This window comes from Marinicauda sp. Alg238-R41 (genome assembly GCF_947331485.1).
GTDB classification, from domain to species: Bacteria; Pseudomonadota; Alphaproteobacteria; order Caulobacterales; family Maricaulaceae; genus Marinicauda; species Marinicauda pacifica.
In genome coordinates this window covers 317274-342626 of record NZ_CAMZOJ010000001.1, presented here as the reverse complement: position 1 = coordinate 342626, position 25353 = coordinate 317274, and the positions used below count along the sequence as shown (strand labels likewise).

Sequence of the window (25353 nt, the reverse complement as noted above, 5' to 3'; positions counted from 1 at the left end):
GATCCGCCGGGCGGTCCTCGTGGTTCGGCTCAGCTCCTCAGCCCGGCTTGTTGGCCCCGGCCTTGGCCTGGTCTTTCTATTTGCCGCATCCGGTTTTGCATTCGGCGCGGATTCTGCTGCGGCCAGCCTGGTGATCTCCGCCCTCATCCTCGCACTCGCCGGGATCGGCTTGATCGCGGGTGTGATCGACCTTCCCCGCGTCAGCTTCGTCCTGGCCGGCGCTTACCTCGTCTTCCTGCTGATCGCAGCCTGGCGGGGGTGGCTGGTGAGCGGCCTCGGCGAGTACGCGAGCCTGGCCGCAGCCGGTGCGGTGGTTCTGATGGCGCGTAGCGGCGCGGTCAAACTCGAGCAGGGGCGCCGCCTCTGGTCGTGGACACTGATCCTGGGCGGTAGTCTGGCGCTGATCAGCATCCTGCAGTTTGCCGTCGAGCCCGCCGCCTGGTTCGGACAGACACGGCCCTTTCACACCAACCGGCTGGCAGGTCCGTTCCTCTCGGCGAATACCGCGGCAACCTTCTTCGCCATGATCGCCCTTCTCGCGCTCGCCTCGTTCTGCCAGCAATGGCGCCGGATAGAGGGCCCCGGCGCAAAGCGCTGGGTAGAGACCGGCCTGGCCGGACTGACCTTGCCGCTCAGCGTCTCGGTCCTCGCGCTGGCCTGCGTCCTGATGAGCGCATCGAGGGCGGGCGTGCTTCTGTGCCTGGGAGCAGGCTGCGCTCTCCTCATCTGGGATACGCTGCGTCAACCGCTTAAATCCGGCAAAGAACGCCGGTCCTGGACGCCGCGCCTGACAGGGCTGGGGCTTGGCCTGACGGCGCTCGTCCTTCTGCTCCCGTTGACCGAAGTGCTCGGTGTGCGCCTCGAGCGTGTCGGAAACGATACCGCAACACGCTCATTGATGTTTTCTGCGTACTGGGACGCGACCGGATATGCGGCCTTGTTCGGCCACGGCCTTGGCGGGTTCCGGTTCATAAATGATCTAGTAGCCGACGCGCATACCGCGCCCACGCTTGTGCGCCAGAGCGCCGCTCACAATGTCTACCTTCAATGGCTGCTTCAGGCCGGCGGGCTGGGCGCGCTCGTCATGTTCGGCACCGTGGCCGGGATGATCGCCTCGATCTGGGCCGGGCTTGCTAGGCGCCGCCGCGGCCGCACCGAATTGCGCGCCGTTCTCGCCGTGACCGTTCTGGTCGCCGCCCATGGGCTCGTCGACTTTGCTCTCGAGATTCCCGGTGTGCTCTGGCTTTTCGCCTGGATCCTCGGACTGGGTCTCGGCTTTGCCCGGAGTGAACGCGAGGCGGCTGCAAGCCGGCCGGCCCCTGCCTGGCGCTTCCTCGCTGTGCAGTTCGGGTTCGGCCTGCTTGCCCTGGCGGTGGTCTTTGGCTGGAACGGCATCAACCATGCCCGGGCAGGCCAGGTGATGGGACTGGACGAAGCAGGCCTGGCACGGATCGCCGAGACCTCGCACGCCCGGCCCGGCTTCCTGGCACGACGCCAAGCCTTGGCCGACCGCGCGCTTCAGCTTGGTATTGAGCCCGAACTGGCTGCCAGCCTGTACGAGGATGTTCTCGCGGCCGAACCGAGGGATGGAGACAATTGGGCAAGACTGGCCTATGCCCGCTTCCTGGCGGGTGAAAACGCGGCAGGAGTCGATGCCGCGCTGGCCCAATCCTACTGGCGAAAGCCCTATGCGAACGCCGCCTTTCGCCGCTGGCGCCTTGCTTTCGCTAGCCAGGTCTGGCGTCAACTGAGCCCATCGACCCGGGCCGCTGTGCTGCGCGAACTCCGCCTGGAGCCAGAAGCGCGGCGCGCCCGCTGGATGGAAACACTTGTCCGCGCTTCACCCGATTGACGCGGCGCACAAAATGGGTCGCAATTCGTCAGGATAGACAGTCTGCATGGCTTGTTGCTCCGCAGCAACGTCATTAAGAATCCATAAATCTCCTCTTCCTCTACGCGCTAGGATTGTGTATCTTGGCGCCAGTTTACCAGTCTTCACCTGTTGGGGACGGAACTTACGAGAGGGGATAGCTGTGGCGATCCAATTGAAAATCCTGGCCGTAACAGGCCTTGCTGCCTCCAGCCTGTTCGCGGCCGCTCCGGCCATCGCGCAGACTGACGAGACGGCGATGACGACCGCCGAGCAAGTCGAACAGCTTGAAGCGGTCATCGAAGCAGCCATCGATGCCCTGCCCGAGGATGCGACCGAAGCGCAGATCGAGGCTGCAATCCTGGCGGCTGTGGCAGGTGTCGATCCGGTCGTAGCTCAGGCCGCGATTGTGGCAGTAGCCGCACGATCGAGCCGGCCCGCGGTCCGCGCAGCCGCGAACAGCGCTGCTCAGACGGTAGCCGCGACGGGTCAGGGCTCCGGCCCGACGGGTGGCGGCGCCACCGGTGGCGGGACGCCTCCGGCTCCGGCTCCGCCTCCCCCGCCGGGTGGTGGTGGCACCTCCGACTATTGATGAAATCGGAATAAGGCCCGGTAACACCGGGCCTATTCTCTGGCTTAGACATGGTGACAGGTGGTGGGACAAATGCGTGCTCGGCTAGTGTTGATTTCTGGACTTCTCATGGCGATGAGTGCGCCGTCCGCGCTGGCCCAGGTCGGCAGCGCCGGGGAAGGCATGTTCGCACGCGACAGGAATGAGAGTGTGCTGCAGCGTCCCCGTCCGGAATATGACTCCGGTGGGACGCAAGTCGGTGCCTTCATCTACAAGCCCTCTGTCGTTGTAGGCCTGGAGTATACCGACAACGTCTTCGCAGCCTCCGATCAGGAACAGGAGGACGTTGTTGCGGTCTTCAATCCATCGATCGCCGCGCAATCGACCTGGTCGCGTCATGGCTTCTCCGCCGATGCCTCGGCGACGCGTCGCGAGTATCTCGATTTCAGCGACGAGAGCGTCTGGAATTACGATGTCGGGGCGCTGGGGCGTCTGGATTTTGTCCGAAACACCTTCGTTGAGGTCGCCGGCACTTATGCCCATCTGACCGAGCCCCGCACGTCCGCAGGCGCAGCGGGTCAGGCTGCCGAACCGATCGAGTACGATACCGGCCTGATCGGGGCCGAGTTCCAGCGCACCGTTAACCGCATCCGCCTGCAGGCCGGGGCGGACTGGTCCACACGCGATTATGATGATGCCGTATTGTTCGGCGGCGGCGTGGCGGATCAGGACTTCCGAGACCGCGACCAGATGCTCTATCAGGTTCGTGGCGATTATGCGGTCAGCCCGGATACGGCTCTCTTTGCCCGTATCAAGTATAATGACCGCGATTACGATCTCAGCCCGCCGAGCGTGCCGCTGCTGCGCGACTCTGAAGGCTATGTCGCTGAAGTCGGCGCAGACTTCGATCTCGGTGGGGTCGCGCGCGGCGCGGTGGCAGTCGGCTACCTCGAGCAGGACTACGAGAGCGCGGCCTTCTCTACGATTGACGGTATCAGCGTGGACGCACTCGTCGAGTGGTTTCCTACCCAGTTGACCACGGTAACCTTCCGGGGCGGTCGCAGTGTTGAAGACGCCGCGATCCAGGGCGCGGCTGGCTATCTCAGCACGAATGTTTCCGCCACGGTGGATCACGAACTGCGCCGCAATCTGATCGTATCAGCTACCGTACAGCTGTCCGAAGACGACTATGACGGCATCGACCGTACCGACGAGCGCTTCAATGCCGAGTTGGCGGCGACTTACTTCCTGAACCGGAATATCGGTGTTCGCGCCAGCGTGAACCATTTCAGGCAGGATTCTTCGGGAGCGGTCGGCAATCAGGACTACGAAGTGAACCGCGTCGCTGTCAGCCTGGTCTGGTCTCTGTAATTTCAAATGCATCATGCATCTGGACCGCGTATATTGCGTACGCGGTCGTAGGTGTTTTTAGGGGACTGGAATGAACGACGCCGATCACCGGGTTTCGCAGGATTCCGGCGAAGAGTTGCTCGACTTGCGCGGGCTGATAGAAACCTTCCGCCGACGCATCGGGCTTTTCTTTGCGGTTGCAGCTCTTGTTCTCCTGACTGTTGTTCTCTTTACACTTCAGACGACCCCCCTCTACACGGCGTCTTCCAGTGTCATGATCGAGAACCGGGAATCTCCTGGAATCGACTTCGAAGCCGTCATGTCCGGCCTGCCGCCTGATTCTGCCGTGGTGGACACTGAGGTCGAGATCATCGAGAGCCGGTCCCTGGCAGAAGCCGTGGTGCGCTCGCTCAACCTGACGGCGGTGCCCGAGTTCAACCGGGAGCTTGAAGACCCTGGATTCTTCGGCGGACTGGTCGATGGCGCCAAGTCCTTCGCGAAGGGATTGATGCCCGGCGAAATCAACGGCCCTGACGCGTTCGACGCCGAGCAGCTTGCGTTCGAGCGCGTGACTGCCCGGCTGATCGAAGCGACCGATGCACGCCGCGTCGGGCTGACCTTTGTAGTCAATATCTCGGCGACGTCGCGCAATCCAAGGCTCGCGCGCGATATCGCCAATGCCTTCGCGGACCAGTACCTGCTCGCCCAGCTGGAGGCCAAGTTCACAGCAACCGAACGCGCCAATGAATGGCTGGCCGGGCGCGTGGAATCCCTGCGCGAGGACGTTCGCGCCAAAGAGCGGGCCGTTGCCAATTATCGCGCCCAGGAAGGGCTGCTGGACGCACAAGGCTCCTCGCTGACCGAGCAGCAGATCTCGGATCTGAACTCCCAGCTCGTGTTGCAGCGGGCGGAGCTGGCGGAGGCCCAGGCACGGCTCGACAACGTGCGCCAGCAGATCGATCGCGGCGTCTCGCCGGACTCCATCGGCGAAGTCCTGCGATCGGACGTGATCCGCGATCTGCGCGCGCAATACTCGGCCGCTATCAGCCGCCGCAGCGAGCTAGCCTCGCGCTATGGCGAACGTCATCCCGAGCTCGTCACCGTCAATCGCGAGATCGCAGACATCGAGACCCAGCTTGAGCAGGAAGTGGCACGGATCGTGATGAACCTGGAGAACGAGGTCAATGTCGCCCGCAACCGCGTCGCGTCGTTGAGCGGTAGCCTCGGACAGCTCCGCAGTGAGCTGGTGGAGAATAACAGCGCGCTGGTCCGCTTGCGCGAGCTGGAGCGGGACGCCGAAGCCAGCCGCGCATTGTTCGAATCCTTTCTTGGCCGATTCCGCCAGACCGATGAGGCAAGTACGCTCACCGACGCGGACGCCCGGATCGTCGCGACCGCTTCGGTCCCGGTTTCTCCGAGCGCGCCCAACGTGATGCTGAACCTGGCGCTCGGCGTGGTTCTGGCCGGCCTGGCGGGCATCGGGGCCATTTTCGTGCTGGAAATGATGGATAACGCACTTCGCACCGAGGCAGACGTGGAGCGCGATCTCAATCAGCCGCACATTGCCTCAATTCCGCGGCTAAAGGCCGGTCCGTTAAGCCGCTTTACCGGGCGCGAGGCGCCTAATCCGGCACGCTTCGTCGTGGACAAGCCGCTGTCGAGCTTCGCCGAGGCGTTCCGGACCATCCGTTCCGCTATCCGCATGTCTGGCATCGATACGCCGCTGAAGACGGTCGCCATCACGTCGGCATTGCCCGGGGAGGGCAAAACCACCACGACTCTGGGTCTTGGCCGCGTTTCGGCGATGGCGCAGACGCGGGTCGTTGCCGTGGACTGCGACCTGCGACGGCGTTTGCTCAGCGCTGTGGCTGCCCCGGACTGCACCACCGGGCTCGTTCAGGTGCTGAGCGGTGACGTCTCGCTGGACAAGGCCATGGCCCGCGACACCGACACGACGCTTGATATCCTGCCACTTGCGGAGACGAACTTCACGCCACGGGACCTTTTTGAATCCGACGCATTCGCTCAGCTTCTGGAAGAGCTTAAGACGCGCTACGACCTTGTGCTGCTCGATACCGCACCCATCCTCGCGGTTGCCGATACCCGCACGATCGCGCGGTTGGCCGATGGCGTCGTGTACGCGGCCCTCTGGGGCAAGAGTTCGGCCGGAGTTGCGCGCACCGCGATTCAGGCGCTCCAGTCGGTTCGCGCGAACATTCTCGGGGTCGTGTTGAACAATGTGGATATGAATGCTCAGCGCCACTACGGCTACGCGACGTCGGGATACTACTATCAGGCCTACCGTAAGTACTATTCGGAGTAGGCCGCGCGCCGCGTTATGCTGCGTTGCAGCAATGACACGCCGAGCAACAGATTGATGAATCCCGAGCGCAGCCGCTATAAACTGTCGTGGAATTCGCGTATAAGTTGCCCTAGTGGAATAGTTGCTTTCCTTTGTGGGCTTGGAGGCTGGGGTGAATACGAATATCGGCGGCGCCGGCCTCACTGATGCCCAGCTCATGGGTGAGAACCATATCAAACAGCTCCCGCGAAACAGCGTGGCCAAACGCGTTCTCGATGTGACCCTCGCATCGCTCGCGCTGGTCTTCCTCGCTCCCGCCTTTCTTCTTATCTGCCTGCTGGTCAAGCTTGGCGACGGCGGGCCGGCGATGTTTGCCCACCGCCGATACGGCGTGCACGGGCGAACCTTTCAGTGCCTGAAATTCCGCTCGATGGTGGTGGATGCCGAGGATCGCCTGCGTCAGCATCTGGCCGACAATCCTGATGCGGCGGCCGAATGGGCCCGGGACCACAAGTTACGCCACGACCCGCGCATTACCCGCGTCGGCGCCTTCCTGCGCAAGACAAGTCTGGACGAGCTTCCCCAGCTCATCAATATCTTGCGCGGCCAGATGTCCGTTGTCGGGCCCCGGCCGATCGTCCACGAAGAGGTGATCAAATACGGTGATCGCTTCAAGTACTACGCGGCCACCCGTCCCGGGCTGACCGGCGCATGGCAGGTCTCCGGCCGCAATCATATCGACTACGACACCCGGGTGGAGATGGATGCCGACTATGTCCGCACCTGGTCGATCTGGAGCGATCTCCGGATCATTCTGCTGACGGTGCCGGCCGTGCTGCTGCGTCGGGGCGCCTTCTAGGATACACCCCTTCCCCAATAGGCCCATTGACCGCGGCCCCGGGCTCGGCTCCGTTGCCGCATGCAGGCAAGTCAGGAGACCATGATGAGCAAGGCGGCCAAGACAGTCCTGGTGGTCGGAGGGGCCGGATATATCGGCGCCCATATCTGCAAGGCGCTTGCGGCCCGGGGAGATAGGCCGGTCGTCTTCGATAATTTGTCCTCCGGACATCGCCGCGCGGTCAAATGGGGTCCGTTGATCGAGGGCGATATCCGCAGCCGCGCGGATCTGGACAGCGCTTTTTCCCAATATGCGCCCGATGCCGTCATGCATTTCGCCGCGTTTATCGAGGTCGGCATCGGCGAGCAGCGCCCGCTCGACTTCTGGGACAATAATGTCGGCGGCGTGATCACCCTGCTCCAGGCGATGAAGTGCGCGGGCAATGACAAGCTGGTCTTTTCCTCCACCTGCGCGACCTATGGCGAGCCGGAGCGCTTGCCTCTGACCGAAGCCGAGCCCCAGACCCCGGTCAGCGTCTACGGGCGCACCAAGCTCGCTGTGGAGCAGATGCTGCGCGACGTCTCGCGTGGCGAAGGCTTGCGCTACGCGGCACTGCGCTACTTCAATGCGGCCGGCGCCAGCCCGGACGGGGAGATCGGAGAGGAGCACGATCCCGAAACCCACCTCATCCCCAACGCCCTGAGGGCCGCGGCGGGGCTGGGGGGCCGCATGAAGCTGTTCGGAGAAGATTACGACACGCCGGACGGGACCTGCATTCGCGATTATGTTCACGTGATGGATCTGGCCGATGCCCACCTGGCCGCGCTCGACCGGCTGTTCGAGGTCGAAGGCGGACTCGCCTGCAATCTGGGCACGGGCAATGGCTTTTCGGTGCGCGAGATTCTCGATGCGGTGGAAACGGTCACCGGTCAGCGCGTGCCTCACGACGTTCATCCCAGGCGCCCGGGTGATGCCGAACGCCTGCTCGCCGACACGACACTCGCCCGTGAGGTTCTAGGCTTCGCCCCTCAACGCTCTGACCCGCAAACTATAATTACCGATGCATGGCGGTTTCATGCCCCACGGTGGGGGGTGTGACGCCTTATTAAGCATAGTGCTTAGCGAAATTTTAGCTGGCCTTGCCCTATAGACTCACTCAAGGGTTGCCGAAGGGGAAGAAGCCATGGCTGCACGGCTGAAATCATTTGATACCACATCCATCACGCCGTTGAGCGAGATCAAGGATGCGCGCCCCGAATTGACGACTGACCTTTCCGGCGCGAGCTATGCACCATCGCCCGCGCTTGCGTTGCAAGACACGCTCAGCCGCTCGCTCTACGCACCCACGCACAGCACGCCATGGTCGGCCAGGCAGACGACGGCCCTGCTGATCGGCGCCTGCACCGCGTTCTGGGCCGCACTCGGCGGTGCGATCTACGCGCTGATGACGATCGTCGGCTAACATCTCCAGACTCACCTAGAAATATTGGATAGACGCCGCTGCCAATTGCAGCGGCGTTTTCGCATGTGTACAACGTTACCATGTATTAACCATATATTTTACGACTCTGTTATCAATATTGAAGATATTCAATATAGTTGTTTATTACGTTTTTAACGTTAATTACGGTTCACTATATATCATAATTCAAGATTAGTACTTGCAGGTCTTTCATTCCCCCAGAGAAGCGGGAGTGAAACCGATGTCCAAACCGGTCGCCAGAACCATTTCCAGAATTGCGCGTTCGGCGTCGCGTGCGAGCCTTGCACTGACCGGGCTCATGGCGCTCGCCGCCTGCGCAACGACCAGCCCGACCTCCACCTCCATCGCCCTGGGACCGAGGGTCGATGCGCCGACCGGCTTGCAGGTATTCTGCGTTGCGACGCCGGAGGCGTGCGGGGAGCACTCGAGCCGCAGCCAGCTCGAACAAACAGACGGTTCGATCTCGACACCGGCCACCGGGGGCGGCGCCAACGCAACCAACATGACCGACATCAAGATCGCGGCGCCTGCCGGCGTCTATTCCAAATCGATCCTTGCCGGCGCGGCGCCGGCGACCGTCGAGCCGGATATTCTGGCCGAAGCACGGACTGTCCAGCCCGCTCGAAACGACGCGAAGCGGCTGGAGGCGACACCTGAACTTTTCGCCCAGCTGGCGCGCGTGAACCGTGTCATCAATGGCCGGATTCGCTGGGTCCCCGACGAAGAGAATTACGGGCTGAGCGAGTACTGGGTGATGCCGTTGCGCGAGAACCGCGCCCCGGTCGGGGACTGCGAAGACTTCGCACTGGAGAAACGCGCCATGTTGCTTGAGGCCGGTCTGCCGCAGGAGGCGCTGGCTCTGGCAACCGCGCACTCCAACGCGACCGGCATGCATGCCGTGCTCATTGTCCGCACCAGCGCCGGTGACTTTGTCCTGGACAATACCTCGCCCTGGGTGCGCGGCTGGGACCAGACCGGCTATACCTGGCTCACGATGCAGGCGAGCGCGGATTTGCTCGACTGGCGCCGGATTAGCTAGGTTCGGCGAAGGGCCTACTCGCGCAGGCGCACTATCTCTGCCTCTGCAGGCCAGAAGCCGAGCGGACTGGCCGTGACCAGCTCGACCAGGTGAGCTTCAGCCCGTTCAGTCTCGCCTGCGAAAACAAGCTGCATCGCCCCGGCGAAGCGCTCCAGGGGCCCCGCTGCATCGTCGAACGGGTCAAGTTCGCCCTTGAAGACACGCACACCGCGATAATAGTGCTCGTTCTCGATCAGGGAGAGGTCGTCGGGCACGGTTGCCAGCACGGCTTCAGCCTCGCGTGCACGCCCCATCTTCATGAGCGCGATGTAGCGCCAGTAGGCCGTTGGCGGGAGGAGGTCATCCTTGTAGAGCAATATCGGTGCATGCAACGCTTCGATCATGCCCGCATTCATTTCTTCATAGTCACCAACTGCAAAGCTCGTCTGCGCGAGATAGTATTGCAGGTTCGACCGATAGGTGCCCAGCGGCCAGGCGCGCGCGTTGATGATCCCGTCCGGCTCGAACGTATCCGGTTGCCCCTCCATCAGCTCAAGCCCGCGACGGTAGTCGGCGATGGCGGCGTCGAATTGTCGGCTGCGAGCCAGATGGCGCGCCCGGAAACGGCGAAGCTTGTAGCTCTCCGGGAAGCGCTCGATGCCCTCGGAGAAGACGCCGATTGCCTCGCCATACCGGCCAAGATAGCCCAGCCGGCGGCCCAGCCAGATATAGGAGTCTTCGCGTTCCGGCGCGATCTCCATCTGGGCCCGGGCGATGGCCAGATCGGTCTCGAGACGTTCGCGGGCTTCGGGCGAGAAATCAGGAGACGAGAGCGGTGTCCCGATCAGGGTGCGCCCGGCTACTTCGTCCTGGGCTGGTTGGGAGAGGGCCGCGAGCGCAACAACGCTCAAGGTCGCAAACAGTGACATGATGTGCGCTCGTCTCGTTGAGTGTCAGGAAACAGGGCGCCGGTCCGCCGCGAGGGCAGGTGGGGAATCGCCGCAAGGCGGACCGGCGTACCGGGATCCGCCTTACGGCGTTTCACCGGGGAAAAGGGCCTGCCAGTCGGCTTCCGCCTGGATGCGGGCGAAGTAGCTCCAGCCATCGACATTGATGGCCCGGCGGTACCATTCCTTGGCTTCTTCGCGCTGGCCATCGAGCAGGTAGTAGTTTGCCAGGGTGAAGGCGGTCGAGGAGGTGATACTCGAGGAATCAGAGAATGCCATGCCGGTCCCTTCGGTGCTGAAGAAGGAGCCAGGTTCACGATGGCCTTTGAACAGCTGGATACCGTCGAAGTAAAAATTGCTCTCGATATTGGCGCTCAGCTCGGGAAGCGTCATGTCGAACTCGTCCAGCAATTCGAGCGCGTCTTCAAAGCGTCCGGCGCGTCCGAGCGCCAGAAAGCCCCAATACGTGCCCGCTGCGACACCCGGTGCATCGCGAGTCCAGCGCGACACGTCGCGCGCCTCGACAAACCAGCGAGCGGCATTCTCATAATCGCCCGTCGCGAAATACGCCTGTCCCAGATGGTAGTAGAGGTAGAACTGGACAACGTCCGGCGTGCTCTGGAAGTAATCCGGACCGAGCTTTTCGCGTTCGAGCGGCTGACCGTCGTACAGCTCGACCGCGCGCAGCCCTTCTTCAATGGAGTCCTCGAACCGGCGAAGGGTGAAGTAGCGATGCGCGAGATGGCGGCGCAGTTTGGCGTTGTTCGGGTACTCGCGCAGGCCCTGCTGGTAAATGTCGATCGCTTCGCGGTAATAGCCCTGATAGGACAGGACCCGGCCATACCAGGTCGCGGTGTCCGGAGTGATATTCTCCTCGAAATCGGCGCGTGCTTCAGCGGTGACGCGCTCGAACGTCTCCTCCGAGGCGAGATTTCCCGCCGCGCTGACATCGGCATAGAGGCGCTCACCAAAGAGAGAATCGGTCTGGTAGGTGTTCCCCTCCGCCTGCGCGAAGGCCGGCAGGGACAGGGCAGCAGCAAGGGCGCAGCTGGCAAGCAGGGTCTTGATTGTCATCTTGAATTTCCTTGTCTTCAGGTTGGGCTTGACCACTCAGGCCGCGCCGAATTCGAGGCCCTGAGCCAAATTCAGCTCTGAGGAATAGTTCACCGTGTTGGTACACCGGCGCATGTAGTTCTTCCACGTGTCCGAGCCGGAAGCTCGGCCTCCTCCCGTCTCCTTCTCGCCGCCGAACGCACCACCGATCTCCGCGCCGCTGGTTCCGATATTCACATTCGCGATTCCACAATCGCTGCCCAGGTGGGACAGGAAGCGCTCGGTTTCACGCATGTCGTTGGAGAACAGGGCCGAGGACAAACCTTGGGGCGCGGCATTGTTCATCTCAATCGCCTCGGAAAGGTCGTGGTAGCGCATCGCGTAAAGGACCGGCGCGAAGGTTTCGGTCAGGACGATTTCGCTCTGCGCAGGCATTTCTACGATTGCCGGCCTGACATAGAAGCCGTCCTCGGGGCAGCCTTGGGTAACGCGCTCCCCGCCCCAGACCACGCCCCCCTCGCGCTTGGCACTTCGGAGCGCAGCCTGCATAGCCTCATAGGCCGCTTCGTCGATCAGCGGACCGACATGGGTATCTTCATCGAGCGGGTTGCCGATACGCAGCTGGTTCGCCGCGGATTTGAGGCGGGCCAGGAACGCATCGTACACATTTTCGTGCACAATCGCCCGGCGCATAGTGGTGCAGCGCTGGCCGGCCGTTCCTGCTGCCGCGAAAACGCTTCCCGCAACCGCCAGATCGAGATCGGCGCTGGGAGCAACGATCGCCGCATTGTTCCCGCCCAGCTCGAGGATGGATCGGCCAAGCCGTGCGGCGACCCGCTGCGAAACATCGCGTCCCATGCTCGTGCTGCCTGTAGCGCTGATGACCGCGACCCGCTCGCTCTCGGCCAGAGCGCGTCCGACATCCGGACCGCCCACAAGAAGCTGAGCGAGATGATCCGGCGCGCCGGGGAAGGCGCGAGCAGTCTTCTCAAGCAAACCTGCGCAGGCGAGCGCGGTGAGGCTGGCCTTCTCCGAGGGTTTCCAGATAGTCGCATTACCGCAGACCAGCGCGACCATGGTTCCCCACGACCACACCGCGGCCGGGAAGTTGAACGCGCTGATCTGGGCAAAAACCCCGATCGGATGCCAGGTTTCCGACATGCGGTGTCCGGGCCTCTCGCAGGCAATCTGTAGCCCGAAGAGCTGGCGCGACAATCCGACGGCGTAGTCACAAATGTCGATGACTTCCTGAATCTCACCGCGAGCCTCGGCAATCGATTTGCCACAATCGATCGAGAGGATTCGCGAGAGCGTCTCCTTGTGCTCGCGCACCGCCTGACCATAAAGACGGATCAGCTCTCCCCGCCGCGGTGCAGGAACATCACGCCAGGCCAGAAAGGCAGCCTGGGCACGAGCGAGGGCATCGTCCACGTCGGATCCGCCGTGCATCGGTGTGCGGGCGATCGTCTGGCCGTCGATTGGCGTGACCGATACAAGGCCGTTCGAGTCTGCCTCTGGCAGGTCGACGCCGAGCCTGGCGAACAGGCTTCTGGCTAGATCGGCGTAGCTGAGCGGCCCTGCCTTGTCTGCCGTCCTGTCATTGCTCGGGCGCTCTCGCTGCGTAAGGTTGGCCATCCTGGAAGTTCCCCCTGTCTCGGCTGCCGCACTTCGAATCGGGCGAGGTGCGGATCCCCTCGCTCATTCAATCTCAATCGAAGCAATAAATTTCCTATTGGAAACAAATTTGACGGTCAAGGAATTATTTTAGTTTGGGTCTTGCACTTTCTGCCGAAACCTTGCCGAATAATTCCCCATTGCCTTGACTCCCGAACGCAGACGTCAATTAACAGGTGTATAAGCTCTCCAAATGGGCGCTGACGCATCAGAAAAAAACATCCCCATCTTATGGATCGCCCTTCGAGGGAAGGGCGAGTGATCGAGAGGGTATCCGCCCGATGCCGGAACAGTACAACGACCCGAAATCCCTCATCACCAGCGCGCGCGGCGGCTCACCTTCGCGGCGTGCGCCAGTGGAGCTGGGCGAACGCGTGCGCGCCATTCGTCGAGCGCGAAAATGGACGCTGGAAGAAGCCGCGCGCAGAACCGGCCTTGCCGCCTCGACGCTCTCGAAGATCGAAAACGACCATATGTCCCCAACCTTCGACGTGGTCCAAAGGCTCGCATCCGGCTTCGATGTCGACATCACCGAGCTATTCGCCGCGAGCTCCGGGGAGCGGCCCAGCGGCCGGCGTAGCATCACCCGCGCCAACGAGGGCCGGGAGATGGAGACTCATGTTTACGCCCACAAACTCCTGGCAGCCGAGCTCGTTCAGAAACGCATCCTGCCCTTCGTGACCACGGTCAAGGCGCGCTCGATCGAGGACTTCGACGAATGGAAAGGCCACGAGGGCGAAGAATTTGTATATGTGCTGGACGGTGAGGTGCTCTTCTTCACCGAACACTACGAGCCCGACCGATTAGGGCCCGGCGACTGTATCTACATCGACAGCGGGATGAAGCACGCATGCATCTCGGTAAGCGAGCAGGATGCGCGGGTCCTCTGGATCAATACGGGCTGACCAGGCTTGCGAAACTCTCCCAATCCGGTATAAATTTTCCTTAAGGAAAATTATTGAAGGGGAGAGTTTCATGTCACTCGATCGAAGAGGGTTTCTGACAGGCAGCGCGGCAGTTGGGGGGCTTGCGATGAGCGGGGCAGCCCGCGCCCTGGCATCCACGCCGTCCGAGGCGCTGGTGTTTGATGCCATGGGCGAGATGCGTCTCACCTATGATGCAGATCTGGTCGACCAGATCCGGCAGAGCGGGCTCAATGCGATTACTGTGACGCTGACCGATCCGAAGGTCACAGGTCAGATTGCAACAGATGAGGCGCTGGACGCGGTCCTCGCACACGACGCGCACATCGAGCAGCACCCCGACCTGTTCTTGAAGGCGACGCGGCCGGAGCACGTTGAGCAGGCACGCCGCGAAAACCGCATTGCCGTGTTCTACCTCTTTCAGAACAGCACGCAGTTTCAGCGCGACCTCGATCTGGTCGATATGTTCTACCGGATGGGAGTTCGCTCCAGCCAGATCACCTACAATTATCAGAACTGGGCAGGTGCAGGCTGCAAGGAGCGCCGCGATGGCGGGCTGAGCCGGTTCGGTCGCGAGTTGGTCGAAAAAATGAACGATGTCGGCATGCTTATCGATCTGTCGCACTCGGGCATGACGACGATCACAGACACGGTGGAGCACTCCACGCAACCGGTTTGCATTTCCCACACCGGGGTCATGAGCGTCTTCGAGAATGAGCGCAATACCACTGACGAGGTCATGCGCGCCGTTGCAGACCGCGGCGGCTTTATTGGCATCTGCCAGATTCGGCCTTTCCTGACCCACGGCCGGGAAAATGCCCTGGACGCCTATTTCGATCATATTGAAAGAGCGATTGTAGTGGCAGGGGTCGAGCACGTGGCGATTGGCAGTGATCGCGATCATCGCATCATCGAGATGACAGACGAATATCTGGCCGAATTGCGCGCCGAGGAGGGGGAGAATTTCAACCCCGACGAATGGCCATTATTTATCGACGAGCTGAACGGGCCGCGCCGGATGGAAGTCATCTGGGACGGACTTGCAGCGCGCGGCCACAGCGCCGGCGATCTAGAAAAGGTTATGGGCGGCAATGTGATGCGTGTTTATCGCGACGTGCTCGGGTAACAGCGCTCTTCACCCAAAAATTTCCGATTGACCCCTAGGGGCCGGCATTGCCGGCCCCTCTTTGTTTTGCGTCGAACCGGACGAAATGCCGCTAAAGAAAAAATTTTCCGATCGTATTGCCTTAAACAAATTTTATGATAGGAAATAAATTGCTGAAAGAAGAAAGCCAATTTTCTGGCTCGCAGAGCCGTCCAAACGGGGGACAACCATGAGGAAAATGCTTCTTGCATCCATTGCCGCAGCGCCGCTGGCGTTTTCGGTCTCGGCCGCGGGCTTTGCCCAAACCGTATCTGGCGAAAGTCAGGCGGAGGCCCGCTCGGCGCAGTCGGGCGGTCTGGCTCCGGCCGCCGCGTCCGAAGAGGACAACATCGTTGTTGTCGGTACGCGCCGCCGCGGCCGTACGGACGACCAGAGCCTGGTGCCGATCGATGTTATCCAGCCGGACATCATCGGGTCGACTGGCTACTCCGACCTCAACGACGCCCTGCGCACCCTGGTCCCGGCATTCAATGTGAAGCGCCTGCCGCTCAATGACGGTTCGTCCTTCGTGCGCCCGGCCACGCTTCGCAGTTCACCGGCCGATCACGTACTCCTGCTTCTCAACGGTCGGCGCCGGCATCGTTCCGCAACGGTCCAGATCGGCACCGGGCACGCGACGACATCCGGCTCGCAGGGACAGGACTTCAATGTTATCCCGCCGATCGCACTCAGCTCGATCGAGGTCCTGCGCGATGGCGCCTCGGCCCAGTATGGCTCTGACGCGATCGCCGGCGTCATAAACCTGACCCTGAAGAGCGCGCCTGAAGGAGGAAATATCTCCTTCGAGACCGGCCAGTACTTTGACGATGGCGGAGAAACCGCCGACCTGCAGGTCAATGTCGGCTTGCCGCTGACCGATGCCGGCTTCATCAATCTGAGTGCCCAGTACATCTCACAAAATGAGACGATCCGTGCGGGCACGCACGTCGGAGCCCAGGCTCTGCGCGACATGGGCGTGCCCGGCGTGCCGACCCCGGCGATGAATACGGGCGATCCGCAAACCCAGGCGCTGAAGACTGTGTGGAATGCCGGTCTCGACCTTGGCGGCGGTCGCGAAGCCTACCTCTTCGGCAACTATATGCAGTCAGATACCGAAGTCGGCTTCTTCTATCGCCAATCCCAGGCCGCCGGCGGTCTGGGCCAGCACGCCACCTATGCGGACTCCGCGTTTGACGGCACCCCGGCTCACCCGGAAATCTTCAATCTCGCTTCAATATACCCGGGTGGTTACACGCCGCTCTTTGGAGGCGAGCAAACCGATTTCTCGACCGTGCTGGGTCTCTCTCAGGAAGAGACGGACTTCATCGGGTGGGACGCGTCCTTCCGCTGGGGCAAGAACAAGATCGACTACACGCTCGAAAATTCGATTAACGCGTCGATGGGCGTCGAGTCGCCCACATCGTTCGACCCGGGCTCGCTCGCCCAGCGCGAATACGAGTTGAACCTTGAAGCGTTCAAGTCGTTCAACGTCGATGCCTTTGCTAGCGATATCTTCCTTTTCGGTGGGCTCAGCTATCGAAACGAGGAGTATACGATCGGCGCTGGCGACCGCGCGTCTTACGTGGCAGGGCCGCTGATTGACCTTCCCGTCGGCTCCAACGGCTTTCAGGGTTACAGCCCGGATGTTGCAGGTGAGTTCGAAGCAGAAAGCTATGCCGGCTATCTCGAGGCGGAAGCCGATCTGACCGACCGCTGGACGGTCTCGCTCGCAGGCCGCTACGAGAATTACGAGGCGTTTGGCGACAATGTCAGCTACAAGTTCGCCACCCGCTACGACTTCAACGAGAACTTCGCAATCCGCGGCGCCATGAACTCAGGTTTCCGCGCTCCGGCGGCCGGCCAGCTCTTCGGGACTTCCCAGACGTCTCAGATCAGCCCGACCGGCGATTTCATTCTCGATGCGGTGCTGGTGCCCGGATCGGATGCCGCTCAGATCTTCGGTTCTCAGGAGCTTGTCGCGGAAACCTCGGAGAACCTCTCGGCCGGTTTCGTCGTCTCGCATGACCGCTTCACCGCCACGCTGGACTTCTACCAGATCGATGTGGACGACCGTCTGCTGCTTTCCGACCAGATTGCAACGACGCCGGGAGAGCGTGCCGCTCTCGAGGCAGTCGGCTACCCCAATGGTATCGGGGTTCAGACGGTCCGCTTCTTCCAGAACAAGCTCGACACGCGTGTGCGTGGCGCTGACCTGGTGACCACGTTCACACAGGATTGGAACAACAATACTTCCACAGACTTCAGCCTGGCGGCGAGCTATAACGAGCAAACCTTGCGCAGCGACCCGACCGGCGTGTTCACACCTGACAAGGTGCTCGAGTTCGAAGAGGGTATTCCGAGCTGGCGCGGGACCTTCTCGGCCACGCATCATATCGGCGATTTCGATATTCTTGGCCGTGCCGTCTACTACGGCGAATGGACCCGGGTTGATCTGGACTATATCCGTACCCGCGATCCGGAAATCCTCTTCGATGCCGAGATCGCCTATAACGGCTTCGATGGCTTCACTGTGGCCATGGGCGCCCGGAATCTGGCGAACACCTATCCGCCCCCACGCCGTCCGATCTACGAGCTGTTTGGTGTCCAGTACGACAACCATTCTCCCTTCGGGCTCAGCGGCGGGTACTACTATGTTAGCCTCGACTACGAGTTCTAGCATCTAGACCCCCGCAGGAACGGCAACGCCCCGCGTCGAGAGACGCGGGGCGTTTGTCTTCCGCCCGTGACTTGCGTTCGCACAAGGGTGACGATGTGTGCATCCGGCTCGCTCTACCTCACGCCAAGTGCTTCATTGCCCGGCGCTTCCCGCTTGCGCTCCGATCGCCTAGATCTCAAGGTCAAGCGCGCAGACCTGCATTCCTGAGGAAGTCTGGTTCGTCCTGGTGTTACGAAAGCTCCTAAAGACCCTGACCGGAGGGATAGAACGTCCCGCTCCGCCCGTCGGCCGGATTTACGCGGTCGGAGACATTCACGGACGCAACGACCTGCTCGCCCGCCTCCTGTCGGTCATCGAACACGACGCCAAGAGTGAACCGGCCGAATTCATTTTTCTCGGCGACTATATCGACCGCGGCGAGGATTCGCGCGGTGTCATTGAGCGCTTGATCGAGCTTGCCGCGCAATCGCCCCATCGCACGACTTATCTAAAGGGCAATCACGAGGCCACGCTGCTCGATTTCCTGAGCGATCCCGGCGTCGGCCCGGTCTGGGCGCGGTTTGGCGGGCTCGAAACGCTGGCCTCCTACGGAGTGACGCCGCCTCGCACCAACGAGCCGGAGGCTTGGATTTCAGTCCAGAATCAGTTCCTGGACGCCCTGCCGAATGCCCATCGCGAATTTTTCGAGGGCCTCCATCTGAGTGCCGAGCGCGGCTGCTATCTCTTCGTTCACGCGGGGGTCGATCCGGCGCGCCGCATCGACCAGCAGAGTGAGGAGGACGTGCTCTGGATTCGGGAGGTGTTCCTGAACGATGACCGCGCCCTGGAGCGCATCATCGTCCACGGCCATACGCCTGAAGAGAGACCGGTCAATGATGGCCGGCGCATTGGTCTCGACACCGGCGCATATATCACCAACCGCCTCACCGCGGCCCGGCTGGAGGGTGCCAGGGTCGCCTTTCTGTCGACCTGACGCCAGCCGGGTCGCCTGCGCCGCAGGGCGGGCGATAAAGGTAAGTTCAAGGGGCGGAGCCGCAACTCCTCGGCTGGCTCCGCTGGTAGATCTGTTCGAAGCCACTCCGTCCCGGTGCATTGCAATTGCCGGTCAGCCCCGCGCGGCCTCCTCCGGCGAAGCCGGCCCTGGCGGCGGTCCCGCCACGACTTGGCGCGCCGAACGGTATGCGGATTTCGAACCGTCCCGTGGTGGCGTGGAAATCCCCGACCCCCAGTCCTGAAATGCCGGCCCCCAGGCGCATCGTGATGCCGCCGGGCAGCCGGCTGGAAATTCCGAAGCTTGCATCGGCGCGCAGGTTTTCGTCCCCCCCGGCCAGTTCACCCGCCTCATTGAGGAGTTCCGCGGTCTGGTAGTCCCAGACCGCGCGAAGGCTGGTATTGAGTTCCAGCCAGCCACCCCCTTCGCCTTGGTGACGCCAGGCGATCTCCGGCCCGGCGCGGAAGCGGCCGATGGCAATGGACTGATCGGGAATGAGGTTGCCGAGACTGTCGGTATAGGCGTTCTGGGTTTCCTCGAAATGCGTGACCCCGGCCTGCGGCCGTACCCGCCATGGGCCGACTGCGAATTGGCCGGTCAGGTTGGCGCGCAGCATGAAGCGGTCCGTTTCAAATTCATCCCGGTAGAGGCCGAGCGGATCGACACGGCTGTCGGACCCGCCATACATCGCCAGGGCATCGAACACGAGCGAGTCCTGGATGCGCCAGACCGCGTAGGGGCCCGCCATCCAGCCGTCTCCTTCGACGCGGGCGCCGCTGATCGCGCCCGCCTCCTCGACGATCTCCCGGGCGCTTTCGTCCATCCAGTCATACTGGGCGAGCAGGCCGAGAATCACGTCCTCGCCCATGCGGTAGTCGATACCCAGCTGAGCGACGCCGAAGTCGCTCTCCGCGTCTTCGCCAGCCCGGTCGTCGCTGACCCCTGCCACCTGGGCGGCGAGCCATATATCCCAGCCGTCCAGGAAGGGCCGCTCATAATTGGTGACGCCGGCAATCTCTGGCGTCTGTGCCGCTGCGGCGTTGCGCATTCCAGATAGCGAGCCTGCGAATGTCAGCTGATAGCGTCCGGACCCGTCGACATCCGCACCGAACGTCCCGCGCCCGGTCGCGGAGCGCTCGGCGAACCGCCGCGAGAGAGCGGGTGCCGAGGCAATCAGCCGATCGGCCCGGCGGATCATGAAATTGCGGATGGCGCGCTGGGTGGCGATACGGACCGCATCCTCGTCACGCACATTCTCGAAGGTGCAGACGAGGCTCTCACCGGGATCGAGGTCGATCGTCGCTCGGGCAGTCTCGACATCGAAGGTCGAACCTGAATCGGAGTCACCCGCGCACTCGATGGACTTCACGCGCCAGCCCGCCGGCAGGTTCTGGGTGATCGTGTAGGCCCCGTGCCTCACGTCCGGGACGGACGCACTTGCCCGCCCGGCCGAGGGGGTAAGGATCAAATCCTGGAATGCGGCAAGATCGGACGTGTACGCGAACGGCGTGTCGCTGCCCGGAGCTGAAGGCGTGGTGGCTACCAGCGTAAGATCGCCGTTGCGGACCTCGACGCTCACCGAAACCGCGAACTCAACGAGCACCGTTCTCCCGGCCGCAGCCCGCCCGAGCGACGCGGGACCCGCAGGCCCTGCCTCCCCGCTTTCGGTAATGGTGATCGTGGCCGTGTGGTCGCCCGGCTCCAGCTCCTCGGCGAGTGCATTGAGCGCGATCTTGAGATCTACTGCCCCGGCAGACGGAATCGTCCCGTAGAGAGGATCGATATCCAGCCAGGCTGCGTCCGTGCTGGCTTCAAATCTCAGCGGGGCGCGGCCGGGATTGGTCAGCGTGGCGGTGCCCAGCACCGACTCCGGATCGTCCACATCCGATGCGAGTGTCAGCGTGATCTCTTCGGCGGAGGGCACGGCCTGGATGCTCGCCGAGGCCTCGCCATTGGCATTTCCCGCGGCATCGGCCGCCGCGCCCGCCCTAACGAATAGGTCGACCCGGCCCACTGTGTCCGGCGTCACCAGGACGGTGTACTCCGCAGCCGAGCCGGAAAAGTCGCTGACCACCCCGTTGACGACTTCGATGTCGCCCGCTTCGAAGCCGGTCACATCCTCTGAGAAGGACAGGCTCGCCGTGAAAGGCCCGGATATCTCGGCGCCGGGAAGCGCAATCGTCAACTCGGGAGCGGAGCCGTCGGCTTTCCGAGCGAGGATGTTCGAGGCGGCGTTTCCATTGCCGGCCCCGTCCTGCACCGCATTCACCGGCAGGGCGACCGTGACCTCGCCGTCGGCGACGGGCGTCACATCAACCGTGTAGCTCGTCCCGTTGCCGGCGAGATTTTCCGCACTCGCGTTGACCAGGCTGAGGTGCGTCAGCTCGAGGCCGCTCACCTCCTCGGAAAACTCAATCGCGACCTCGAAAGTGCCGGAAACCGGGTCCGGCGCATTCGAGGTCAGCGTCACGGCGGGCGCACTCGTATCGAGCTCGCGCGTGATCGTATTCGAAGCGGAGTTCGCGTTTCCGGCTCCGTCGACGACCGCGGCCGCCGGAAGGTTCACGCTCACCATGCCATTCTGGTCCGGCGCAATATCTACGGTATAGCTCTTGCCAGCGCCGTTCAGATTACTGGCTGTCGCGTTGGTGAGAGCGAGATCGGCTAGTTGAAGCCCGCTCACGCCTTCGGAGAAAGCGATTGAAACCGAGAACGGTCCGGTTACGAAATCGGGGGCACTCGTGCTGAGCGTAACCGCCGGCACGGTCTTGTCGACCGTGCGCGAGAGCGTGTTTGAGGCCGAGTTTGCATTGCCGGCGACATCGGTCGCCGCGCCTGCAGGAAGCTCAACCATCAAAGACCCGTCGGCAGACGGCGTGATCGTCACCGTGTACACCGCGCCGGTGCCGGAGAAGGCGGAGGCGGTCGCGTTGGTCAGCGACAGGTCGCCGGCCGCAAAGCCGGTCACGGATTCAGAGAAAGTAATCGTCACCGGGAAGCTCCCCGAGACAGGATCGGACGCGGTCGAGCTCAGTGTCACACTCGGCGCCGTTGCATCGGCCGTCCGGGTGAGATCGGTCGCGGCGGTGTTCTGGTTACCGGCCCCGTCCTGGGCCACATTCGCCGGCACGCCAACCGTCACCTGGCCGTCGGCAGACGGCGTGATCGTCACGGTGTAAACCGCACCGGTACCGGAGAAGGCCGAGGCCGTCGCGTTGGTCAGGGACAGATCGCCGGCGGCAAAACCGGTTACGGATTCAGAGAAGGTGATCGTCACGGGGAAGCTCCCCGACACCGGATCGGACGCGGCCGAGCTCAGTGTCACGCTTGGCGCCGTGGTGTCGGACGTCCGGGTGAGATCGGTCGCGGCGGTGTTCTGGTTACCGGCCGCGTCCTGGGCCGCATTCGCCGGCACGCCGACCGTCACCTGGCCGTCGGCCGACGGCGTGATCGTCACCGTGTAGACCGCGCCGGTGCCGGAGAAGGCCGAGGCCGTCGCGTTGGTCAGGGACAGGTCGCCCGCGGCAAAACCGGTGACCGCTTCAGAAAAGGTGATCGTCACGGGGAAGGCCCCCGACACCGGGTCGGACGCGGTCGAGCTCAGTGTCACACTCGGCGGCGTCGCATCGGCCGTCCGGGTGAGATCGGCCGCGGCGGTGTTCTGGTTGCCGGCCCCGTCCTGGGCCACGTTCGCCGGCACGCCGACCGTCACCTGGCCGTTGGCCGACGGCGTGATCGTCACCGTGTAGACCGCACCGGTGCCGGAGAAGGCGGAGGCGCTCGCGTTGGTCAGCGACAGGTCGCCGGCCGCAAAGCCGGTCACGGATTCAGAGAATGTGACGGTCACGGGGAAGGCCCCGGACACCGGATCGGACGCGGTCGAGCTCAGTGTCACACTCGGCGCCGTTGCATCGGCCGTCCGGGTGAGATCGGTCGCGGCGGTGTTCTGGTTACCGGCCCCGTCCTGGGCCACGTTCGCCGCCACGCCAACCGTCACCTGGCCGTCGGCCGACGGCGTGATGGTCACCGTGTAGACCGCGCCTGTGCCGGAGAAGGCCGAGGCGGTCGCGTTGGTCAGGGACAGATCGCCGGCCGCAAAGCCGGTCACGGATTCAGAGAAAGTAATCGTCACGGGGAAGGCCCCGGACACCGGGTCGGACGCGGTCGAGCTCAGTGTCACACTCGGCGGCGTGGTGTCGTTCGACACCTGGTAGCTGGGCTGGTTGGTCCCCGTCGGGGCCGTATTGGTCAACGTGTTGCCGGCGCTGTCCTGGATTCCGTTCGGCAGTACGGAGAGTGTGACCGTCCCCTCGAGAGAGGCCAGGTCACCACCGGAAGCCGTCACATCATAACGGTTGCTGCCCTGGTCTGTGACGCTCGCAATTGTGGCGGTCGTTCCTGAAACGGAGAAATCGGCATCACCGACACCCGTCACCGTCTCGTCGAACGTTACGCGCCAGGTCAGGGCGTCGGCATCGGTGGTCTCGGTCGCAGGCGAATGACGAACCAGGCTGGAAATCCGCGGCGAAACCGTGTCCGGCACGCCGAGACCTGTGGCCCGGGCGTTTCGAAGCGTGGTCGGGGTTGCGGGCAAGATATCGAACTCGACCGTGACATCGTCACCATTACTCTGTGCATAGGTATATGTGACCGCACAGGACCCGTTTGCGCTAACACAATAGCTCCTGCCCGTCGTCATTGAGCCGCAACCTGCGCCTGTGCAGGACGGCGTATTACGAAGAACGGAGGAATTAATCCAATGATAGACACTAAATTGCTCGCTATCATTGTAACGGATGATAGCAAATCCCTCTCCTCCAAGTGAGCCTCGAGAACTGCCGCTGCACTCGACCGGAGTTGGTCTGGCGTACCCGTACACAGTCGGATCATTATCGGGGCAAGTCACCACCTGTGCTTCGGCGTCAGCACCCGGCATTACGTATACGACAAGAAGAGCCAATGCAGGGACCATTCGGGCCCAGCTTCCGAAAAGCCGGCGGACGAGTTCAGGGCGGGCCGAACGCCCCGCCGAGCTGTTCGCTCCTGTCGACACACGTCCATCCAGTAAAGCGTTCAGGAAGGTTCTCATGGATTTTGCCCCTCGCGCAGTGAGCTGAACGCCCGTCCCCCGGGGCATTTCTCACCATCATTTCATTGGCTTTTGCACGCTCGCAGGTGTGCGGCGACGTCATTATATTGTTTTGATGACGAAGCCCCGGGCGCAGACTTGTCGTCGCGTCTCTTTGGCTTGGCGATCCGTCTCAGCCGTGCAGGCAGCTTACATGTCGAGTATCGGGGATCGCGCACTGCGTCCCGCTCTCGGCATCGGCCGATAGCCTGCCACGCGGCACGAGAACGCCTCTCGAGCGCGAGGACGCATGGGTCAAAGAAGGGGTGCGCAATAGGCCCGGCTCAACCGGGGCATTCGGACTTAGCCGATCGACGCGATCCATGCCTCATAGGACCGGTCCAGGGCACCGGAGCCTGCATTCAGGCTGTGTCGCGCGTGGCTGCTCATACGCGCTTCACTCGGACTTATCCCGAACCGCGCCCTGAACGCGCGCGCGAACGATGCGGGGTCGGAAAACCCCGATCGATAGGCGATCTCGGCAATCTGGTAGTGAGCCTGGCTGGGGGAGACCAGATCGGTGAAGCATCGCCTGAGGCGCTTCTCGCGCAGCGTTTCCATGACTCCGCCTGTATTGGAGAAAGCTCGGTAGAGCCTAGCTCGCGACACTCCGAGGCGCTTCGCAATGTCCTCGACCCCCAGATCGGGGTCATGCAGGCGATCACGCATCACGGTCCTGGCATTCACCAGGATCGTTTGGTCGGCCCAGTCGGGCGGGTCAGTGTCCTCGATGTCGGCGGCGTTGAATGCCATCGAGATGAGGCGGAGCAAGACGTCTGCCGTGACGGCACATTCCGCCTCCTCCATCTGCGGCGCTGTCTGATATATCGACCTTAGGTAGTCGGCTAGTAAGCGCCCGGCGCCCGCGCCGGTGTCGATCATGTTCCCGTGCAGGCTGTCTGGATGGGTCAGCAGCGGCGCAAGACGCCGCCTCGGGATGAAAAGACTCAACACGTCGAAGTCGTCATTGGCCGAATCCAGCACATCGGCGAGATCGAACCCGATAACCGCACCGGCTCGCGCGCGCAGTGTCCGCCGGCCGCGGGACATGGTTACCCCGCCGTGCAGGAGTAGCTGGATCATGTAGTGATCGAGTCCGTCCGCAGCGAAACGGGAGACAGGACGATCGAAGGATTGTGCTCTGGATTGACAGCGATTCATGACCAGACCGTCGAACATCAGGCTCTCGACGCGAGCATCGAACTCCTCCGGCGCGTAGGTCTGGCCCGGATTGACGTCAAATATGACGCCGATGCTCTCTCTCCATGCGCCAAAGCGCTGGGAGGCCGCAATCACGCGTGTGTCGAATAGCGAACGTGCGGCCACATTCCCCCCTTTAGCCTTCGCTACTTCCCTTATCGCCCAATGGTTTAAAGTTTAACAT

Annotated in this window: 17 protein-coding genes; 12 read left to right on the top strand and 5 right to left on the bottom strand. The window is 62.6% G+C overall.

From position 1 onward, the window contains the following. The first annotated feature begins 19 nt into the window (after window positions 1-19). The 8 genes from PGP17_RS01450 to PGP17_RS01415 all read left to right on the top strand — a co-directional run bounded on the left by PGP17_RS01450 (window position 20) and on the right by PGP17_RS01415 (window position 9453). Window positions 20-1852: an O-antigen ligase family protein gene (locus PGP17_RS01450; protein WP_270373891.1), complete on the top strand. Its 1833-nt coding sequence runs from the start codon at window positions 20-22 to the stop codon at window positions 1850-1852. Window positions 1853-2033: 181 nt separating this feature from the next. Next, window positions 2034-2462: a hypothetical protein gene (locus PGP17_RS01445; RefSeq protein WP_270373890.1), complete on the top strand. Its 429-nt coding sequence runs from the start codon at window positions 2034-2036 to the stop codon at window positions 2460-2462. Between the two features lie 114 nt (window positions 2463-2576). Next, window positions 2577-3812, top strand: coding sequence for an outer membrane beta-barrel protein (locus PGP17_RS01440; RefSeq protein ID WP_158291262.1), 1236 nt, complete (start codon window positions 2577-2579; stop codon window positions 3810-3812). Window positions 3813-3882: 70 nt separating this feature from the next. Then, a complete protein-coding gene (locus PGP17_RS01435; RefSeq protein WP_270373888.1) occupies window positions 3883-6114 on the top strand; it encodes a GumC family protein in 2232 nt (743 codons plus the stop codon). 121 nt (window positions 6115-6235) lie between these two features. Further along, window positions 6236-6952, top strand: a complete 717-nt coding sequence (locus PGP17_RS01430; RefSeq protein WP_270373886.1) for a sugar transferase — start codon at window positions 6236-6238, stop codon at window positions 6950-6952. A gap of 84 nt (window positions 6953-7036) precedes the next feature. Continuing rightward, window positions 7037-8029, top strand: a complete 993-nt coding sequence (gene galE, locus PGP17_RS01425; protein ID WP_270373885.1) for a UDP-glucose 4-epimerase GalE — start codon at window positions 7037-7039, stop codon at window positions 8027-8029. A gap of 85 nt (window positions 8030-8114) precedes the next feature. Beyond that, window positions 8115-8393, top strand: coding sequence for a hypothetical protein (locus PGP17_RS01420; RefSeq protein ID WP_135944939.1), 279 nt, complete (start codon window positions 8115-8117; stop codon window positions 8391-8393). Window positions 8394-8634: 241 nt separating this feature from the next. Continuing rightward, the gene (locus tag PGP17_RS01415) at window positions 8635-9453 is read left to right on the top strand and encodes a transglutaminase-like cysteine peptidase (RefSeq protein WP_270373884.1); all 819 of its coding nucleotides are present in this window, start codon (window positions 8635-8637) and stop codon (window positions 9451-9453) included. Between the two features lie 14 nt (window positions 9454-9467). On the opposite strand, the gene PGP17_RS01410 is transcribed toward PGP17_RS01415, so the two are convergent. From PGP17_RS01410 to amaB, 3 genes are all read right to left on the bottom strand, one after another. Next, complete coding sequence (locus PGP17_RS01410; RefSeq protein ID WP_270373882.1) at window positions 9468-10361, bottom strand: tetratricopeptide repeat protein; 894 nt, start codon at window positions 10359-10361, stop codon at window positions 9468-9470. 102 nt (window positions 10362-10463) lie between these two features. Further along, window positions 10464-11453 carry a tetratricopeptide repeat protein gene (locus PGP17_RS01405; RefSeq protein WP_270373881.1) on the bottom strand — a complete coding sequence of 330 codons (990 nt, stop codon included), beginning with the start codon at window positions 11451-11453 and terminating at the stop codon, window positions 10464-10466. Between the two features lie 36 nt (window positions 11454-11489). Further along, window positions 11490-13067, bottom strand: a complete 1578-nt coding sequence (gene amaB / locus PGP17_RS01400) for an L-piperidine-6-carboxylate dehydrogenase (protein ID WP_270373880.1) — start codon at window positions 13065-13067, stop codon at window positions 11490-11492. A gap of 320 nt (window positions 13068-13387) precedes the next feature. Between amaB and PGP17_RS01395 the strand changes: the two genes are divergently transcribed. From PGP17_RS01395 to PGP17_RS01380, 4 genes are all read left to right on the top strand, one after another. Further along, window positions 13388-14011, top strand: a complete 624-nt coding sequence (locus PGP17_RS01395; protein ID WP_270373879.1) for a helix-turn-helix domain-containing protein — start codon at window positions 13388-13390, stop codon at window positions 14009-14011. Between the two features lie 70 nt (window positions 14012-14081). Beyond that, entirely contained in the window at window positions 14082-15155 is a 1074-nt protein-coding gene (locus tag PGP17_RS01390; protein ID WP_270373878.1) for a dipeptidase, read from the top strand. 208 nt (window positions 15156-15363) lie between these two features. Beyond that, window positions 15364-17850: a TonB-dependent receptor plug domain-containing protein gene (locus PGP17_RS01385; RefSeq protein WP_270373876.1), complete on the top strand. Its 2487-nt coding sequence runs from the start codon at window positions 15364-15366 to the stop codon at window positions 17848-17850. A gap of 226 nt (window positions 17851-18076) precedes the next feature. Beyond that, a complete protein-coding gene (locus tag PGP17_RS01380; protein ID WP_270373874.1) occupies window positions 18077-18823 on the top strand; it encodes a metallophosphoesterase family protein in 747 nt (248 codons plus the stop codon). 46 nt (window positions 18824-18869) lie between these two features. Here the strand turns inward: PGP17_RS01380 and PGP17_RS01375 are convergent, their stop codons facing one another. Then, the gene (locus tag PGP17_RS01375; RefSeq protein WP_270373873.1) at window positions 18870-23540 is read right to left on the bottom strand and encodes an Ig-like domain-containing protein; all 4671 of its coding nucleotides are present in this window, start codon (window positions 23538-23540) and stop codon (window positions 18870-18872) included. A gap of 732 nt (window positions 23541-24272) precedes the next feature. Next, the gene (locus PGP17_RS01370) at window positions 24273-25295 is read right to left on the bottom strand and encodes a helix-turn-helix domain-containing protein (protein ID WP_270373870.1); all 1023 of its coding nucleotides are present in this window, start codon (window positions 25293-25295) and stop codon (window positions 24273-24275) included. Window positions 25296-25353 lie beyond the last annotated feature (58 nt).

What these genes read in the sequence shown, in the direction of transcription:
- PGP17_RS01390 (WP_270373878.1), top strand. Translation starts at nt 14,082, where the DNA reads ATGTCACTCGATCGAAGAGGGTTTCTGACAGGCAGCGCGGCAGTTGGG.
- PGP17_RS01385 (WP_270373876.1), top strand. Translation starts at nt 15,364, where the DNA reads ATGAGGAAAATGCTTCTTGCATCCATTGCCGCAGCGCCGCTGGCGTTT.
- PGP17_RS01415 (WP_270373884.1), top strand. Translation starts at nt 8,635, where the DNA reads ATGTCCAAACCGGTCGCCAGAACCATTTCCAGAATTGCGCGTTCGGCG.
- galE (WP_270373885.1), top strand. Translation starts at nt 7,037, where the DNA reads ATGAGCAAGGCGGCCAAGACAGTCCTGGTGGTCGGAGGGGCCGGATAT.
- PGP17_RS01410 (WP_270373882.1), bottom strand. Translation starts at nt 10,361, where the DNA reads ATGTCACTGTTTGCGACCTTGAGCGTTGTTGCGCTCGCGGCCCTCTCC.
- PGP17_RS01435 (WP_270373888.1), top strand. Translation starts at nt 3,883, where the DNA reads ATGAACGACGCCGATCACCGGGTTTCGCAGGATTCCGGCGAAGAGTTG.
- PGP17_RS01375 (WP_270373873.1), bottom strand. Translation starts at nt 23,540, where the DNA reads ATGACGACGGGCAGGAGCTATTGTGTTAGCGCAAACGGGTCCTGTGCG.
- PGP17_RS01420 (WP_135944939.1), top strand. Translation starts at nt 8,115, where the DNA reads ATGGCTGCACGGCTGAAATCATTTGATACCACATCCATCACGCCGTTG.
- amaB (WP_270373880.1), bottom strand. Translation starts at nt 13,067, where the DNA reads ATGGCCAACCTTACGCAGCGAGAGCGCCCGAGCAATGACAGGACGGCA.
- PGP17_RS01440 (WP_158291262.1), top strand. Translation starts at nt 2,577, where the DNA reads ATGAGTGCGCCGTCCGCGCTGGCCCAGGTCGGCAGCGCCGGGGAAGGC.
- PGP17_RS01395 (WP_270373879.1), top strand. Translation starts at nt 13,388, where the DNA reads ATGCCGGAACAGTACAACGACCCGAAATCCCTCATCACCAGCGCGCGC.
- PGP17_RS01405 (WP_270373881.1), bottom strand. Translation starts at nt 11,453, where the DNA reads ATGACAATCAAGACCCTGCTTGCCAGCTGCGCCCTTGCTGCTGCCCTG.